Source organism: Bacteroides sp. RTP21281st1_H5_RTP21281_210402 (assembly GCF_040918965.1).
In the GTDB taxonomy this organism is placed as follows: domain Bacteria; phylum Bacteroidota; class Bacteroidia; order Bacteroidales; family Bacteroidaceae; genus Bacteroides; species Bacteroides congonensis.
In genome coordinates, this window is sequence record NZ_JBCOWR010000001.1 from 113,590 (window position 1) to 129,753 (window position 16,164).

Below are 16,164 nucleotides of genomic sequence, written 5' to 3' on the forward strand. Positions count from 1 at the left end.
AAAGCATAAGAAACGAATGAAAACGAAAAAGATTATCTTAATCGCCGTGGCAGTCGTTATGGTGGCAGGTGCAGGGATTTGGTTCTTTGCAGGTTCACCTGCAAAACACAAAGTCACATATGCCACTGTTACCGTGAGCAAAGGCGATATTTCCAATTCGGTGACTGCTACCGGAACCATCGAACCGGTGACGGAAGTAGAAGTCGGTACGCAAGTATCAGGTATCATCGACAAGATTTATGTAGACTATAACTCGACAGTTACCAAAGGGCAGTTGATTGCTGAAATGGATCGTGCCACTTTACAAAGTGAACTGGCTTCCCAACAGGCAACTTACGATGGTGCCAAGGCCGAATATGAATATCAGAAGAAGAATTATGAACGCAGCAAAGGACTGCACGAGAAGTCTCTGATCAGTGATACGGATTTCGAACAGGCTCTTTATAATTATCAGAAGGCCAAAAGCAGTTATGACAGCAGCAAGGCGTCTTTGGCAAAAGCGGAACGTAACTTGTCTTATGCAACGATTACTTCGCCGATTGATGGAGTCGTTATCAGCCGCGATGTGGAAGCCGGACAGACGGTTGCTTCCGGATTCGAGACTCCGACGCTTTTCACCATTGCTGCGGATTTGACGCAGATGCAGGTGGTAGCCGATGTGGATGAAGCCGATATAGGCGGTGTGGAAGAAGGCCAACGTGCGAGCTTTACGGTAGACGCTTATCCGAATGATACGTTCGATGGTGTAGTGACGCAGATTCGTTTGGGAGATGCAAGCAGTACGAACAGTACAAGTAGCAGCAGTAGCACGGTAGTTACTTATGAAGTAGTAATCTCCGCTCACAATCCCGACCAAAAACTGAAGCCGCGTCTTACAGCGAATGTTACGATCTATATTCTTGATAAAAAGGATGTATTGTCCGTTCCGAACAAAGCCCTGCGTTTCGTACCGGAAAAACCTCTGATCGGCGCTAATGACATCGTAAAAGATTGCGAAGGCGAACATAAACTCTGGACGCGTGAAGGAATGACATTCACCGCTCATCCGGTAGAAGTCGGAATCAGTAACGGTATATCTACGGAAATTATCAGTGGTATCGCTGAAGGCACGAAAGTGGTGTCCGAAGCTACTATAGGTGCATTGCCGGGCGAAAATATAGGGGGTGAGCCCAACAAAGAAAGTGGTGGCGAAAGAAGCCCGTTCATGCCGGGCCCTCCGGGCAGTAAGAAGAAAAACAATAAGTGAAAACCATGAAGAAAGTAATTGAAATACAAAATATCAAACGGGACTTTCAGGTGGGAGACGAAACCGTCCATGCGTTACGGGGCGTTTCGTTTACTATCAACGAAGGGGAGTTTGTCACCATCATGGGTACTTCCGGTTCGGGAAAGTCCACGCTGCTGAATATACTAGGCTGCCTGGATACTCCGACAAGTGGAGAATATCTGCTCGATGATATTCCCGTACGCACGATGAGCAAGCCTCAACGTGCGGTACTGAGGAATCGTAAGATTGGATTCGTGTTCCAAAGCTACAATCTGTTGCCTAAAACGACGGCTGTGGAGAATGTGGAACTACCGCTTATGTACAACTCGTCCGTCAGCGCATCCGAACGTCGCCGCCGGGCTGTGGAATCCTTGCAGGCCGTGGGATTGGGTGACCGTTTGGAACATAAATCCAATCAGATGTCCGGTGGACAGATGCAACGTGTTGCCATTGCGCGTGCGTTGGTGAATAATCCGGCAGTGATTCTTGCCGATGAAGCGACCGGAAATCTCGACACCCGTACCTCTTTCGAGATACTTGTCCTGTTTCAGAAGCTCCATGCCGAAGGACGTACAATTATCTTTGTAACGCATAATCCCGAAATCGCGCAATATAGCAGCCGGAATATCCGTCTACGTGACGGTCATGTCATTGAGGATACTACTAATCCGAAGATTCTGTCCGCCGCCGAAGCATTGGCTGCGTTGCCGAAAAATGACGAGGATTAATAATCATTCAATATGCCGATGTGCCAGTGCGCCCCATAGATTGCGCAATCATAGGGTGTCAAACCGGCAAATCAGTATATTGACCAATTAGCAAATTATTTATTATGAATGGAACTAATTTATTCAAGATAGCTCTCCGGGCGTTGGCGAACAATAAGCTGCGTGCTTTTCTCACCATGCTTGGTATCATTATCGGTGTTGCTTCCGTCATCACGATGCTCGCCATCGGACAGGGTTCGAAGAAAAGCATCCAGCAGCAGATTTCCGAGATGGGATCGAACATGATTATGATTCATCCTGGAGCCGATATGCGTGGCGGCGTGCGGCAAGACCCGTCGGCCATGCAGACCTTGAAGCTTGCCGATTATGAAGCCTTGCGAGATGAGACAAGTTTCCTGTCTGCCATCAGTCCCAATGTATCCTCATCTGGACAGCTTATTGCCGGCAACAATAACTATCCGGCATCTGTGAATGGCGTGGGAACGGAATATCTCGACATTCGCCAGTTGACGGTGGAAAATGGGGAGATGTTTACAGAAGCCGACATACAGAGTTCGGCAAAAGTATGTGTGATAGGAAAGACGATAGTGGACAATCTTTTCCCGGACGGAAGTGATCCGGTAGGCAAGGTTATCCGTTTCAGCAAGATACCCTTCCGGGTGGTAGGTGTGCTCAAAGCAAAGGGATACAACTCTATGGGACAAGACCAGGATGCCGTAGTGCTTGCTCCCTATACTACCGTAATGAAACGTTTGCTTGCCGTTACGTACTTGCAGGGTGTGTTTGCCTCTGCTCTCACTGAAGATATGACGGAATATGCTACGGATGAAATCAGTACGATTCTTCGCCGCAACCATAAACTGAAGGAATCGGACAATGATGATTTCACCATCCGTACGCAACAGGAATTGAGTACGATGCTCAACTCCACTACCGATTTGATGACGACTCTGCTTGCCTGCATCGCAGGTATCTCACTGGTGGTAGGCGGTATCGGAATTATGAATATCATGTATGTATCTGTAACGGAACGTACCCGCGAAATCGGTCTGCGTATGTCAGTCGGCGCACGAGGGGTCGATATTCTGAGCCAGTTCCTTATCGAAGCCATTATGATTAGTATCACGGGCGGTATCATCGGAGTGATAATCGGCTGCGGAGCCAGTTGGATTGTGAAAAGCGTGGCGCATTGGCCTATCTATATCCAACCGTGGAGTGTGTTCCTTTCTTTTGCGGTATGTACCGTCACCGGAGTCTTCTTCGGATGGTATCCTGCCAAGAAAGCAGCAGATTTAGACCCGATAGAGGCCATCAGATACGAATAAAAAACTATCTTTGTCTTTATGAAACAAAACTTCACATCCGCACGTCGTCCCCTGGAGATACTGATACACATTATCGGCTGGGGGATTATGTTCGGTTTCCCGTTCTTTTTCGTTGAACGCGGGAACGGGAACATCAACTGGATGGCGTATATACGCCATCTTGCCGTACCACTTTCTTTTATGATTGTGTTCTACGTCAATTATTTCTTATTGGTTCCCCGCTATCTTTTCCAAAGTCAGGCTAAAAGATATGTTATCTATAATATTATCTTCCTATGTGTTGTCGGACTTTTACTTCATCTGTGGCAAAGCCTGACATTCGACCCATCCTTCGCTCCCAGACCCAAACGACCGGGTATGCCGCCGGGATGGTTGTTCTTCCTCAGGGACATGTTGAGCCTTATCTTTACCATCGGACTGAGTGCCGCCATTCGTATGAGTGCCCGATGGACGCAGAACGAAGCTGCCCGCAAAGAAGCTGAACGAAGCCGTGCGGAAGCCGAACTGAAAAACCTGCGCAACCAACTGAATCCCCACTTCTTGCTGAATACGCTGAATAATATCTATGCTCTGATTGCATTTGACTCGGACAAGGCACAGGAAGCGGTGCAGGAGTTGAGCAAACTTCTCCGATATGTATTGTATGATAATCAGCAGACGTATGTACCGCTTTGCAAGGAAGTGGATTTTATCCGCAACTATATTGAATTGATGCGTATCCGCCTGTCGGCCAATGTACGGATGACTACTCAATTCGACATTCAGCCGGATAGTCAGACGCTTATTGCGCCGCTTATCTTCATTTCGTTGATAGAGAACGCATTCAAGCATGGCATCTCTCCTACCGAACCGAGTTTTATCAGTATTCATATTTCAGAGAATGCCAAGGAAGTGGTTTGTGAAATCCGGAATAGCAATCATCCCAAGACAGTGGAAGATAAGAGTGGTTCGGGTGTCGGATTAGAGCAAGTGAGCCGGCGGTTGGAGATACTTTATCCGGGGGCTTACACTTGGTCGAAAGGCAGCTCAGAGGATGAGTCTGTCTATGAATCGAGATTGAGTATTAAAATCAAAGAGTAGGTGGAAAACGTTAAGTATAAAACTTTAGATATAGAATAATATGGTATTACGATGTGCAATTGTCGATGATGAGCCTTTAGCTCTCAGCTTGTTGGAAAGTTACGTGAACAAGACTCCGTTCCTGCAACTGGCGGGAAAGTATTCCAGCGCGGTTCAGGCAATGAAAGAATTGCCGGATGAAGAGGTAGATCTTCTGTTTCTGGACATTCAGATGCCGGAGCTTAACGGACTGGAATTCTCGAAGATGGTGGATTCACGCACCCGCATCGTATTTACCACCGCTTTCGGTCAATACGCCATAGACGGTTATCGTGTCAATGCACTCGATTATCTGCTGAAACCTATCTCATATGTCGATTTCCTGCAAGCGGCCAACAAGGCGCTTCAATGGTTCGAACTGGTGCAGAAGCCGGAAGAGATAGACAGCATCTTTGTGAAAAGCGACTATAAGCTAGTGCAGGTAGACCTGAAGAAAATCATGTATATCGAAGGGTTGAAGGATTATATCAAAATTTATACAGAAGACGTTCCCAAGCCCATTCTGTCACTCATGAGCATGAAAGCGATGGAAGAGCTTTTACCTTCCAGTCGTTTCATACGTGTGCACCGTTCCTTCATCGTGCAGAAAGATAAGATACGTGTGATCGACCGCGGCCGCATTGTTTTTGACAAAACATATATCCCTATCAGTGACAGTTACAAGCAAGTTTTTCAGACTTTCCTTGACGAACGAAGCTAATGTTGGTTATTTTATCGGTGAAAATGCGATTTTTGTCGATTATGCTTTGTCAAAAGCCGTTTTATCCCTACCTTTGCAGAGAACAGAAAGGGATTGTGAAATTCCGAGAATAGAATAGTTTAGTTAAGTCTAGTTTAGTTTTTGTGTTGATAGCTCCCTCGTCGGCGGACGAACAAGGGAGCTATTTTTATATATTACAAGAATAATATTGCACAAAATATACATATTTTCCATAACTTTGCAGCGACAAAATATCACACAAATGGAATATGCTGTAGAAGAGTTGAAAAGTGCACTAATCGAGAAATGCGAAAGTGAAGGAATCTTGTATGCAATGGTTGCGGTAGACCGGCGTACGAAAGAGATAATTCTTCCGGATACTTTACAAGGAGCGTTGCAACATCCCGAATACTTTGTATGTACTTGCAGGAAAGTGAAAGAGACTTATATAGTAGAGGAGATTACGAAAGTGTAATTCTCCTCTAGTCTTTTTAGTTTTCGTATGTATCCGGTTTATGATAGTACAAGAAGAAAAATCTAATTGAAGTCTTTTTTATTCAAGTCGTCAATATACAAAGCTGCCCCTTTATCCATAAAAAGTTCTACATTCCGTGCGTGATGGGCAATGTAAGCTGCCGGCCCCGTATCTCCCGAATTGCATATTTCCTCTACTATGTCCGCTTTACCTTTCCCCGTTATCAGGAAAATGACATGGCGGGCATTCAGAATCGGATAGCCGGTCATTGCAATACGCTTCTGTCCGTTGCGGGGATGGCTGCTGACTACATAAATGGAACTGGAAGTCAGCAGGTCTTCCTGTCCGGGGAAAATGGAAGAAGTATGCCCGTCGTCTCCCGCGCCCAACAAGATAATGTCAAACTCAGGCCAGCCTTGTTTGAGCGGTACCTGCTGCCTGACTAATTCTGAATAACGAAGAGCTTCCTTCACCGGTTTCGCTTCGCCGCGAATACGGAAGACGTTCTCATAGGGAATGGGAGTCAGTCCTAAAAGTAGATTGCGCATCATCCCATAATTACTGTCCGAGTCATCGGGCGGCACACAACGTTCGTCCACCCAATAGATATGCATACGGTGCCAGGGAGTGATATCCATATACTCGTTCGCCCATAGATCAAACATCAGAGCAGGGGTGTTGCCACCACTCACCGCTATATTGAACACCTTACCCGGTTCTTCTTTCATAATTTCCACCAAGCGGAGTATCAGCTCACGGGACGTCTCTATGGACGAGGGAAAAACTTCTAATTTCATAATTCACAATATTGATCTGTGTTCGTCAAATTCTTACAGGGATTTGTCCAGTCGGCCCCATGTTCGTGCATCATGGCTTCACTTTCCAAAGGCCCCCACGTACCTGCAGGGTAGCCGTAAAGAGGCGCATCAGGATTTTCTTTCCAATAACGGAGTACCGGATCGAAGAAATTCCATGAAGCTTCCACTGCGTCACTTCGAGTAAATAAGGTCGGATCACCTTGGATACAGTCGTCTATCAGGCGCGCATAAGCGTCACCGCTAGGTACACCACCCAACTGGGCATAACTGAAATCCATCGTTACCTGGCGTACTTCAAAACCTGCGCCGGGAACTTTCATACCAATCTTGAGCACTATTCCTTCGTTCGGCTGCAAACGAAGAATCAATTTATTCGCCCGTGGACAGTTGCCACCGGCACAATGGAACATCTGATGAGGTGTTTCACGGAAATGAACTACAATTTCCGTCACCTTTGTCGGCATCTGCTTACCTGTGCGGATATAGAACGGAACGCCGCTCCAACGCCAGTTGCTGATACCCAGTTTCATGGCAATATAAGTTTCCGTGCGCGAATCGGGAGATACGCCTTTTTCTTCACGGTAACCTTTCTTATTGGCGGAAGCCGTATATTGTCCGCGAACGATATGTTCGTTCAAGTCGACTTCATTCAACGGGGTCAGAGATTCGTAGACTTTCACGACTTCGTTACGGAAGTTGTCCGCATTGAAGACAGCAGGCGGTTCCATAGCCGTGAGGGCTACAAGCTGGATAAGATGATTCTGCACCATATCACGCAGGGCGCCTGCCGTTTCGTAGAAGCCGCCGCGCTGTTCGATGCCGAGATTCTCGACTGCCGTGATTTCTACGTAGTCGATATAATTCCTGTTCCAAAGGGGTTCGAAGATACCGTTGGCAAAGCGGAAAGCGAGTACGTTCTGGGCAGTCTCTTTACCGAGGAAATGATCGATACGGTAAATCTGCTGTTCGTTGAAAACAGAAGCATAGATTTTATTCAGTTCGCGTGCCGATTCGAGGTCGTAACCGAAAGGCTTCTCTACGATGATACGTGAATGGGGAGTATTGAGTCCGGCTGCTTTCAGATGCAAGGGTACTACACCGTAAAGTGACGGCGGAGTGGCGAGATAGAACAGCAGGTTGTCGGGGTCTACCTCATTCGTCAACTCCACCAGTCGTTGGCGGAGTGTCGGGTAACCTTCTTCTTTTGCCGGATCCATCGGCAAGTAATACAGATGGGAAATAAAGGCATCCATCAGCGCCGCATCCTGCTCTTCGGACTTTACGAATGTCTGAAGTTCACCTAATATATAGGAACGGTAGTCCTCGTCAGAATAGATTGTACGTCCGATACCCAATATGCTATAATCTCCGGTCAACCGTTTTTCACGGAAGAGAGAGTAAAGGGCAGGCATCAGCTTACGCTTGGTAAGGTCGCCGGACGCACCGAAAATAATCATTGCAAATTTATCCATTGTCGCTTTTTTATCTCTTACTTATAAAACAATCTTATTACTTCACCATATACTGTCAAACGTTGTATGTGCCCGATTTCGTATCGCCACCGTGTCCTGTCCAGTTTTCATGGAAGAACTGTCCGCGCAGTTCGTCCTTACGTTCGAACGTGTGCGCGCCGAAGTAGTCACGCTGTGCCTGCACAAGGTTGGCGGGCAAATCGGCGGAAGTGAGCGAATAGAAATAATTCAAGGCAGAAGAGAAAGCGGGAACAGGAAGCTCTTCTTTCATAGCTTCGGCCACGAGGCTCTTCCAACCGGGGAGTAACGTTTTCATTTCTTCTTTGAAATAAGGAGCCAACAACAAGTGTTCAGGCTTGTCGGTGGCTTCGAAGGCAGCCGCAATGTCATTCAGGAATATACTGCGTATGATGCATCCACCACGCCACATACGGGCAATGGAAGCCAGGTCGAGATGCCAGTCGAAAGCGTCGGAAGCGCGTTGCAACACGGCGAATCCCTGGGCATAAGAGACGAGTTTGGAAGCATAAAGGGCAGAGAAAATATCCTTGACGAGTTCCACCTTATTATATATAGGTTGTGTATGTTGGCACTGGAATTGTCTGGAAGCCAGGCGGCGCAAATCTTTCTGGGCGGAGAGACTGCGTTCGAACACGGCCGTAGCAATCAGTCCTAGCGGCATGCCCAGTTCCATGGCATTGATGACCGACCATTTGCCTGTCCCTTTCTGTCCGGCAGCATCCAGTATCTTGTCTATGAGATAACCGCCGGCTTTGTCTTTATGACGCAAGATGTTGGCAGTGATTTCGATAAGGTAACTGCGAAGTTTGCCTTCATTCCAACGGGAGAAAACATCCGCCATTTCTTCATTATTCAAATCGAGCAGTTTCTTCATCACCCAATAGGCTTCGGCAATCAACTGCATATCGCCATATTCGATACCGTTGTGAATCATCTTCACGAAGTGACCGGAACCTGCCGGCCCCACCCATTGACAGCAAGGAGTACCGTCCGGCGCTTTCGCCGCAATGCTCTGAAGAATCGGTTTCACTTCCGGCCATGCTTTTTCCGAACCACCGGGCATGATGGAAGCACCGTTCAAAGCGCCTTCTTCACCACCGGACACACCGCTGCCGACGAAAAGGAAACCTTTCGACTCGGCAAGCTTGACACGACGGTTGGTATCTTCATAATTGGAATTACCACCGTCGATAAGAATATCTCCAGGTGAAAGTAACGGAAAAAGCTGATCCATCAGTTCGTCTACCGGACTTCCGGCACGAACCATCATCATTATTTTCCGAGGGGTAGCTATTGAATCTACAAAAGCTTTTATATCTGTGAATCCTTCGATATTTTTACCTTTTGCACGACCGTTCATAAAGCGGTCTACTACTCCTTCTTCCACTCCGGGAACGGTACGGTTATAAACTGAGACATGCCATCCCTTACTTTCCATATTTAAAGCTAGATTCTCGCCCATCACGGCCAAGCCGATAAGTCCGATATCTGTTTTATTCTGATTTGCCATAACTTGTATATTTTGTAACAATGTTTATCATAGTAACAATTGAAATGAACATTTGTTCGTAATATTTAGATTAAAATATTATTTTTGCGGGCAACAAATAAAAGCAAGGATGAAGAAAATCAGAATCGGTTTATTGACCCGTATTGTTATCGCCATCATTCTAGGTATTGCCATCGGTACCTTTTTTCCGGCTCCGTTGGTACGGATATTCGTCACTTTCAACGGTATTTTCAGTGAGTTCCTCAATTTCTCCATTCCGTTGATTATTCTCGGACTGGTCACCGTGGCTATCGCTGACATTGGCAAAGGCGCAGGAAAGATGTTGCTCATCACTGCCCTGATTGCCTATTTTGCCACTTTGTTTTCGGGTTTCCTCTCCTATTTTACCGGAGTCACGGTATTTCCGTCGCTCATCGAACAGGGAGTCCCTCTCGAAGAAGTGAGCGAGGCGCAAGGGATTCTCCCCTACTTCACCGTATCCATTCCCCCGTTGATGAATGTGATGACAGCTCTGATTTTTGCTTTCACTTTGGGACTGGGGCTGGCTTCGCTCAACAGTGATGCTTTGAAGAACGTGGCACGGGATTTTCAGGAGATTATCGTCCGTATGATTAGTGCGGTGATTCTGCCTTTGCTCCCGCTTTATATCTTCGGTATTTTTCTGAATATGACACATTCGGGGCAAGTATATTCTATCCTGATGGTATTTATCAAAATCATCGGGGTAATCTTTATCCTGCACATATTCCTGTTGGTCTTTCAGTATTCCATCGCCGCACTGTTTGTGCGCAGGAATCCGTTCAAACTGCTCGGCAAGATGCTGCCGGCTTATTTCACGGCATTGGGTACACAATCATCAGCCGCTACGATTCCCGTGACGTTGGAACAGACGAAGAAAAACGGAGTATCGGCAGATATCGCAGGCTTTGTGATTCCGCTATGTGCCACGATTCATCTGTCGGGCAGCACACTGAAAATCGTAGCCTGCGCATTGGCTCTGATGATGATGCAAGGGATGCCGTACGACTTCCCGCTCTTTGCGGGTTTTATCTTTATGCTGGGAATCACGATGGTGGCGGCACCGGGCGTTCCCGGCGGGGCTATCATGGCTGCTTTGGGAATCCTTCAATCCATGCTCGGCTTCGATGAATCGGCACAGGCTTTGATGATTGCGCTTTACATTGCGATGGATAGTTTCGGAACAGCCTGCAATGTCACCGGTGACGGAGCTATTGCGCTGATTATCGACAAAATGATGGGAAAAAACTGTGCTGAATGACTGTGCTGAAAAATAATTGGAAAGTGGTTTGCAAGGGTCATAGAAAATGACGACATTTGCACCCACATTTTCAATTATTAAATACATAGCGTATGAAAAAAGCCCTAATATCAGGCATCACCGGGCAGGATGGTTCTTATCTTGCCGAGTTTTTATTGCAAAAAGGTTATGAAGTACACGGCATTCTACGCCGTTCTTCTTCGTTCAATACAGGACGTATTGAACATTTGTATTTTGACGAGTGGGTGCGCGACATGAAACAGAAACGTACTATTAATCTGCATTATGGGGATATGACAGATTCTAGTTCGTTGATTCGTATTATTCAACAGGTGCAACCGGATGAAATCTACAATCTGGCGGCTCAAAGCCATGTGAAGGTTTCGTTCGACGTTCCTGAGTACACTGCCGAAGCAGATGCTGTAGGTACACTGCGTATGCTCGAAGCTGTACGTATCCTTGGACTGGAAAAGAAAACCCGCATCTATCAGGCTTCTACTTCCGAATTGTTCGGTAAGGTGCAGGAAGTTCCACAAAAAGAGACAACTCCGTTCTATCCCCGTTCTCCGTACGGGGTAGCCAAACAATATGGTTTCTGGATTACCAAGAATTATCGTGAAAGTTATGGTATGTTTGCCGTAAACGGTATCTTGTTCAATCATGAGAGCGAGCGCCGCGGCGAGACTTTCGTAACCCGTAAGATTTCTCTGGCTGCCGCACGTATCGCGCAGGGAGAACAGGACAAACTGTATCTGGGTAATCTGGATGCACGCCGTGACTGGGGATATGCCAAGGATTACGTGGAATGCATGTGGCTGATTCTGCAACATGACGTTCCCGAAGATTTCGTGATTGCTACGGGAGAAATGCACACGGTACGCGAATTCGCGACGCTGGCTTTCAAAGAAGCGGGAATCGAACTCCGTTGGGAAGGTGAAGGCGTGAACGAGAAGGGTATCGACGTAGTTACCGGAAAGACAATGGTAGAAGTTGACCCTAAATATTTCCGTCCGTCGGAAGTGGAACAATTATTGGGTGACCCGACTAAAGCAAAAACTTTGCTGGGATGGAATCCGTGCAAGACTTCATTCGAGGAACTGGTAAGTATCATGGTTCGCCACGATATGGAGAAGGTGAAACGCATGATAGCCAACAAACACTAAATGAATTTCATTTCACCACAGAAGACGCAGAGGACACGGAGGATTTTATTTTTTCCTCTGTGCTCTCCGTGTCCTCTGTGGTGAACTAATAAAAGATAAAATGGAAAAGAATGCAAAGATATACGTAGCAGGACACCGCGGTCTTGTAGGGTCTGCTATTTGGAAAAATTTGCAGGATAAAGGATATACCAATCTGATAAGTCGCTCCCATAAAGAACTTGACCTACTGGACGGTGCGGCTGTCCGCAAGTTCTTTGATGAAGAACAGCCGGAATATGTATTCCTTGCGGCCGCTTTCGTAGGCGGTATCATGGCAAACAGTATCTACCGTGCCGACTTCATTTACAAGAACCTGCAAATTCAACAGAATGTGATTGGGGAAAGTTTCCGTCACAATGTGAAGAAACTACTCTTTCTGGGTAGTACGTGTATTTACCCGCGTGATGCTGAACAGCCCATGAAAGAAGATGTGTTGCTCACTTCTCCGCTGGAATACACGAACGAACCATATGCCATTTCCAAAATTGCCGGATTAAAGATGTGTGAGAGTTTCAACTTGCAATATGGTACTAACTATATCGCTGTGATGCCGACCAATCTTTACGGCCCGAATGATAATTTCGACTTGGAACGCAGTCATGTATTGCCTGCCATGATTCGCAAGATTCACCTGGCACATTGCCTGAAAGAAGGTAATTGGGAAGCTGTACGCAAGGATATGAACCTGCGTCCGGTAGAAGGCGTCAATGGTGACAGCCCGAAGGAAGAAATTCTGGCTATTCTGAGAAAATATGGTATCAGCGATACTGAAGTGACTCTTTGGGGCACAGGAACTCCGCTGCGTGAATTCCTTTGGAGTGAAGAAATGGCAGACGCCAGTGTATTCGTCATGGAGCACGTAGATTTCAAAGATACTTACAAGGAAGGCGACAAGGATATCCGCAACTGCCATATCAACATCGGAACAGGTAAGGAAATCACTATCCGTCAGCTTGCCGAACGTATCGTGGAAACCGTAGGCTACCAAGGCAAACTGACTTTCGACAGCAGCAAACCGGACGGTACTATGCGAAAGTTGACCGACCCTTCAAAGCTACACGCTCTCGGATGGCATCACAAAATCGAAATCGAGGAAGGCGTACAGAGAATGTACGAATGGTACTTGAAATAAGGAAGCCGAACAATCTATTAATATGCTATCAGCATTATTATTTTTGCTGATAGCATAATTGTTTTTCATTATAGCATATCTATTTTTCATTATAGCATATCCGATTATCATTATAGCATATCAGAACCGGCTCATAGTATGAGCTTAGATTTACCCCCTCTCCCACTCCTTTTCCAAAAATTCTTCACTCATAATTCTTCATTCTTAATTTAATTGCTATATTTGCACAATTTAATACCAAATGTGCAAAAAACAATGGAACAGAGTTTTATAGCTTACATTGAGAATAGTATCAAAAACAATTGGGACTTGGATGCCCTGACAGATTATAAGGGAGCCACCCTTCAGTATAAAGACGTAGCCCGCAAAATCGAAAAACTCCATATCATTTTTGAAGAAAGTGGAATCCGCAAGGGAGACAAGATTGCCGTCTGTGGAAGAAACAGTTCGCATTGGGGAGTCACTTTCCTCGCTACGCTGACGTATGGGGCAGTTATCGTCCCCATTCTTCACGAGTTTAAAGCGGACAATGTACACAACATCGTCAATCACTCCGAAGCTAAACTACTGCTTGTAGGAGATATGGTATGGGAAAACCTCAACGAATCGGCAATGCCGCTATTGGAAGGTATCCTGATGATGAACGACTTCACCCTGCTGGTATCACGCAGCGAACGCCTGACTTACGCCCGCGAACATCTGAATGAAATGTTCGGTAAGAAATATCCCAAGAATTTCCGCAAAGAACACGTCGCCTATCACAAAGACGAACCCGAAGAACTAGCCGTAATCAATTATACTTCCGGAACAACCAGTTATTCAAAAGGAGTAATGCTCCCCTACCGCAGTTTGTGGTCGAATACAAAATTCGCCTTTGAAGTGTTGGAGTTGGAAGCCGGAGACAAAATCGTATCCATGCTTCCTATGGCACATATGTACGGACTGGCATTCGAATTCCTTTATGAGTTTTCCGTAGGTTGCCACATCTACTTTCTTACCCGTATGCCGAGTCCGAAAATCATCTTTCAAGCATTCGAGGAAGTCAAGCCGAGCCTGATTGTGGCTGTCCCGCTCATCATCGAGAAAATTATAAAGAAGAGCGTACTTCCAAAGTTGGAAACTCCGGCCATGAAGATATTGTTGAAAGTACCTATCATCAATGACAAGATTAAAGCGACGGTGCGCGAGGAAATGATTAAAGCGTTTGGCGGAAACTTCAAAGCAGTGATTGTAGGAGGCGCAGCTTTCAATCAGGAAGTGGAACAATTCCTGAAAATGATTGATTTCCCTTATACCGTAGGATATGGAATGACAGAATGCGGCCCGATTATCTGCTACGAAGACTGGAGAAGATTCAAGCCGGGGTCTTGCGGAAAAGCCGTACCTCGTATGGATGTACGGGTTCTTTCTTCCGATCCGGAGAACATTGTAGGAGAAATCGTTTGCAAAGGCCCGAATGTGATGCTGGGATATTACAAGAATGAAGAAGCTACGCAGGAAGTGATTGACAAGGACGGCTGGTTACATACAGGCGACTTGGCATTAATGGACGAGGAAGGTAATGTAACGATCAAGGGACGCAGCAAAAATCTGCTTCTCAGCGCAAGCGGACAGAACATCTATCCTGAAGAAATAGAAGACAAGCTGAACAATATGCCGTATGTAGCCGAAAGTATTATCGTTCAGCAGAACGAAAAGCTCGTCGGTCTTGTTTATCCTGACTTTGATGATGCTTTCGCCCACGGCCTGAAGAATGAAGACATCGAGCAGGTAATGGAAGAGAACCGGGTAACACTGAATACAATGCTGCCGACATACAGCCAGGTATCAAAAATGAAAATTTATCCCGAAGAGTTTGAGAAGACGCCGAAGAAGAGTATCAAGCGGTATTTATATCAGGAAGCGAAAGGGTAAGGCAACTGAGCCGTAGAGGATATGACTTGAACCGAAGAAAAAAGATATAGAATGAAGATAAAGAAAACAATAATCACGGCAGCTATCCTGATGGCTGCCGTTTGTTTGCCGGCACAGAATAAAAGTGGCGGCATTAATATTTCCATCTGGAAAGATATTTGCACGCAGCCGCATGACAGCACACAGACAACTTATGTGAATATCGGCCTGCTGTCTACCATGAACCGCCTGAATGGAGTGGGAATCAACGCGTTGGGAAGCGTAGTCCACGGTGACATGAACGGGGTTCAGATTACAGGACTGGCAAACTTGGCAGGCGGGACGATGCGGGGTGTCCAAATAGCAGGTGTCAGTAATATCAGCGGAGACAATACCGTAGGATTCTCCACTGCCGGATTAGTTAACATAACCGGTGACGGTACACAAGGAGTAACCATAGCCGGACTTACCGGTATCGGCGGAGACAATACTTCGGGAGTAATGATAAGTGGATTTATGAATGTGACGGGAAACATGGCTTCAGGTGTCCATCTCTCCGGAGCAGCGAATATCACGGGACAGAGTTTCAATGGCATGATGACTTCCGGACTCCTGAACGTGGTAGGTGAAAATATGAATGGCTTGCAAATAGCCGGCATTGCCAATATTACAGCCACCAAGTTGAATGGTCTACAGATAGCATTGTGCAATTACGCTACAAAAGTCCGTGGACTCCAGATCGGACTGGTCAATTATTACAGGGAAGACATGAAAGGACTACAACTGGGACTGGTCAACGCGAATCCTGACACAAGAATACAAATGATGGTATATGGTGGCAATGCTACTCCCGCCAATATAGGCGTACGCTTCAAGAACCAATTATTCTATACGATTTTGGGAGTGGGTTCCATGTACCAGGGATTGAATGACAAATTTTCTATCAGTGCGTCCTACCGTGCCGGTCTGTCCCTTCCTGTTTATAAAGGTCTCTCAATTAGCGGTGACCTCGGATATCAGCATATCGAAGCCTGTGATAACAAAGACGAAGTAATCCCAAGACGTCTGTATGCATTACAGGTACGCGCCAATCTGGAATATCAGATTACCAAGAAATTCGGTATCTTCGCGACAGGTGGTTACGGACTAACCAGATTCTATAATAAATCAAGTAATTACGACAAGGGAGCGATTGTAGAAGCCGGTATTGTGCTTTTCTAAAA

General features: G+C 46.2%; 14 protein-coding genes. 11 read left to right on the forward strand and 3 right to left on the reverse strand.

Annotated elements, in window-relative coordinates; genetic code table 11:
- Positions 1–16: 16 nt before the first annotated feature.
- The 6 genes from AB5443_RS00470 (at position 17) to AB5443_RS00495 (ending at position 5,614) form a co-directional block, all read left to right on the forward strand.
- Positions 17–1,246 (forward strand): efflux RND transporter periplasmic adaptor subunit, encoded by a 1,230-nt coding sequence (locus tag AB5443_RS00470; RefSeq protein ID WP_195407140.1) that lies wholly within the window; start codon positions 17–19, stop codon positions 1,244–1,246.
- A 5-nt stretch (positions 1,247–1,251) separates the two neighbouring features.
- Positions 1,252–1,995: an ABC transporter ATP-binding protein gene (locus AB5443_RS00475; protein ID WP_022140200.1), complete on the forward strand. Its 744-nt coding sequence runs from the start codon at positions 1,252–1,254 to the stop codon at positions 1,993–1,995.
- A 104-nt stretch (positions 1,996–2,099) separates the two neighbouring features.
- A complete protein-coding gene (locus AB5443_RS00480) occupies positions 2,100–3,320 on the forward strand; it encodes an ABC transporter permease (protein ID WP_022140199.1) in 1,221 nt (406 codons plus the stop codon).
- Between the two features lie 18 nt (positions 3,321–3,338).
- A complete protein-coding gene (locus AB5443_RS00485; protein ID WP_022140198.1) occupies positions 3,339–4,400 on the forward strand; it encodes a sensor histidine kinase in 1,062 nt (353 codons plus the stop codon).
- 40 nt (positions 4,401–4,440) lie between these two features.
- On the forward strand, positions 4,441–5,139 hold the full coding sequence (locus AB5443_RS00490; RefSeq protein ID WP_022140197.1) for a LytTR family DNA-binding domain-containing protein: 699 nt from the start codon (positions 4,441–4,443) through the stop codon (positions 5,137–5,139).
- A 262-nt stretch (positions 5,140–5,401) separates the two neighbouring features.
- Positions 5,402–5,614, forward strand: a complete 213-nt coding sequence (locus AB5443_RS00495; RefSeq protein ID WP_044654956.1) for a hypothetical protein — start codon at positions 5,402–5,404, stop codon at positions 5,612–5,614.
- A gap of 62 nt (positions 5,615–5,676) precedes the next feature.
- Here the strand turns inward: AB5443_RS00495 and pgl are convergent, their stop codons facing one another.
- From pgl to gnd, 3 genes are read right to left on the reverse strand one after another with little or no spacing between them, the layout of a single operon-like run.
- Positions 5,677–6,411 carry a 6-phosphogluconolactonase gene (gene pgl / locus AB5443_RS00500; RefSeq protein ID WP_044654957.1) on the reverse strand — a complete coding sequence of 245 codons (735 nt, stop codon included), beginning with the start codon at positions 6,409–6,411 and terminating at the stop codon, positions 5,677–5,679.
- Entirely contained in the window at positions 6,408–7,904 is a 1,497-nt protein-coding gene (zwf, locus tag AB5443_RS00505) for a glucose-6-phosphate dehydrogenase (protein ID WP_044654958.1), read from the reverse strand. Before zwf ends, pgl begins: the two co-directional genes overlap by 4 nt.
- Before the next feature lie 55 nt (positions 7,905–7,959).
- Positions 7,960–9,435, reverse strand: coding sequence for a decarboxylating NADP(+)-dependent phosphogluconate dehydrogenase (gene gnd / locus AB5443_RS00510; protein WP_277133454.1), 1,476 nt, complete (start codon positions 9,433–9,435; stop codon positions 7,960–7,962).
- A 109-nt stretch (positions 9,436–9,544) separates the two neighbouring features.
- Between gnd and AB5443_RS00515 the strand changes: the two genes are divergently transcribed.
- The 5 genes from AB5443_RS00515 to AB5443_RS00535 all read left to right on the forward strand — a co-directional run bounded on the left by AB5443_RS00515 (position 9,545) and on the right by AB5443_RS00535 (position 16,162).
- Positions 9,545–10,714, forward strand: a complete 1,170-nt coding sequence (locus AB5443_RS00515) for a dicarboxylate/amino acid:cation symporter (protein ID WP_277133456.1) — start codon at positions 9,545–9,547, stop codon at positions 10,712–10,714.
- A 92-nt stretch (positions 10,715–10,806) separates the two neighbouring features.
- Complete coding sequence (gene gmd, locus AB5443_RS00520; protein WP_044654960.1) at positions 10,807–11,877, forward strand: GDP-mannose 4,6-dehydratase; 1,071 nt, start codon at positions 10,807–10,809, stop codon at positions 11,875–11,877.
- A 100-nt stretch (positions 11,878–11,977) separates the two neighbouring features.
- Positions 11,978–13,048, forward strand: a complete 1,071-nt coding sequence (locus tag AB5443_RS00525) for a GDP-L-fucose synthase (protein ID WP_277133458.1) — start codon at positions 11,978–11,980, stop codon at positions 13,046–13,048.
- 255 nt (positions 13,049–13,303) lie between these two features.
- Positions 13,304–14,962 (forward strand): long-chain fatty acid--CoA ligase, encoded by a 1,659-nt coding sequence (locus tag AB5443_RS00530; RefSeq protein ID WP_044653731.1) that lies wholly within the window; start codon positions 13,304–13,306, stop codon positions 14,960–14,962.
- A gap of 51 nt (positions 14,963–15,013) precedes the next feature.
- Positions 15,014–16,162, forward strand: coding sequence for a hypothetical protein (locus AB5443_RS00535; RefSeq protein ID WP_277133460.1), 1,149 nt, complete (start codon positions 15,014–15,016; stop codon positions 16,160–16,162).
- Positions 16,163–16,164: the final 2 nt, after the last annotated feature.

Bases quoted from the DNA above. Each gene is read 5' to 3' on its own strand.
- AB5443_RS00515 (WP_277133456.1), top strand. From the start codon at position 9,545: ATGAAGAAAATCAGAATCGGTTTATTGACCCGTATTGTTATCGCCATC.
- gmd (WP_044654960.1), top strand. From the start codon at position 10,807: ATGAAAAAAGCCCTAATATCAGGCATCACCGGGCAGGATGGTTCTTAT.
- AB5443_RS00525 (WP_277133458.1), top strand. From the start codon at position 11,978: ATGGAAAAGAATGCAAAGATATACGTAGCAGGACACCGCGGTCTTGTA.
- zwf (WP_044654958.1), bottom strand. From the start codon at position 7,904: ATGGATAAATTTGCAATGATTATTTTCGGTGCGTCCGGCGACCTTACC.
- AB5443_RS00490 (WP_022140197.1), top strand. From the start codon at position 4,441: ATGGTATTACGATGTGCAATTGTCGATGATGAGCCTTTAGCTCTCAGC.
- pgl (WP_044654957.1), bottom strand. From the start codon at position 6,411: ATGAAATTAGAAGTTTTTCCCTCGTCCATAGAGACGTCCCGTGAGCTG.
- AB5443_RS00495 (WP_044654956.1), top strand. From the start codon at position 5,402: ATGGAATATGCTGTAGAAGAGTTGAAAAGTGCACTAATCGAGAAATGC.
- gnd (WP_277133454.1), bottom strand. From the start codon at position 9,435: ATGGCAAATCAGAATAAAACAGATATCGGACTTATCGGCTTGGCCGTG.
- AB5443_RS00480 (WP_022140199.1), top strand. From the start codon at position 2,100: ATGAATGGAACTAATTTATTCAAGATAGCTCTCCGGGCGTTGGCGAAC.
- AB5443_RS00530 (WP_044653731.1), top strand. From the start codon at position 13,304: ATGGAACAGAGTTTTATAGCTTACATTGAGAATAGTATCAAAAACAAT.
- AB5443_RS00535 (WP_277133460.1), top strand. From the start codon at position 15,014: ATGAAGATAAAGAAAACAATAATCACGGCAGCTATCCTGATGGCTGCC.
- AB5443_RS00470 (WP_195407140.1), top strand. From the start codon at position 17: ATGAAAACGAAAAAGATTATCTTAATCGCCGTGGCAGTCGTTATGGTG.
- AB5443_RS00475 (WP_022140200.1), top strand. From the start codon at position 1,252: ATGAAGAAAGTAATTGAAATACAAAATATCAAACGGGACTTTCAGGTG.
- AB5443_RS00485 (WP_022140198.1), top strand. From the start codon at position 3,339: ATGAAACAAAACTTCACATCCGCACGTCGTCCCCTGGAGATACTGATA.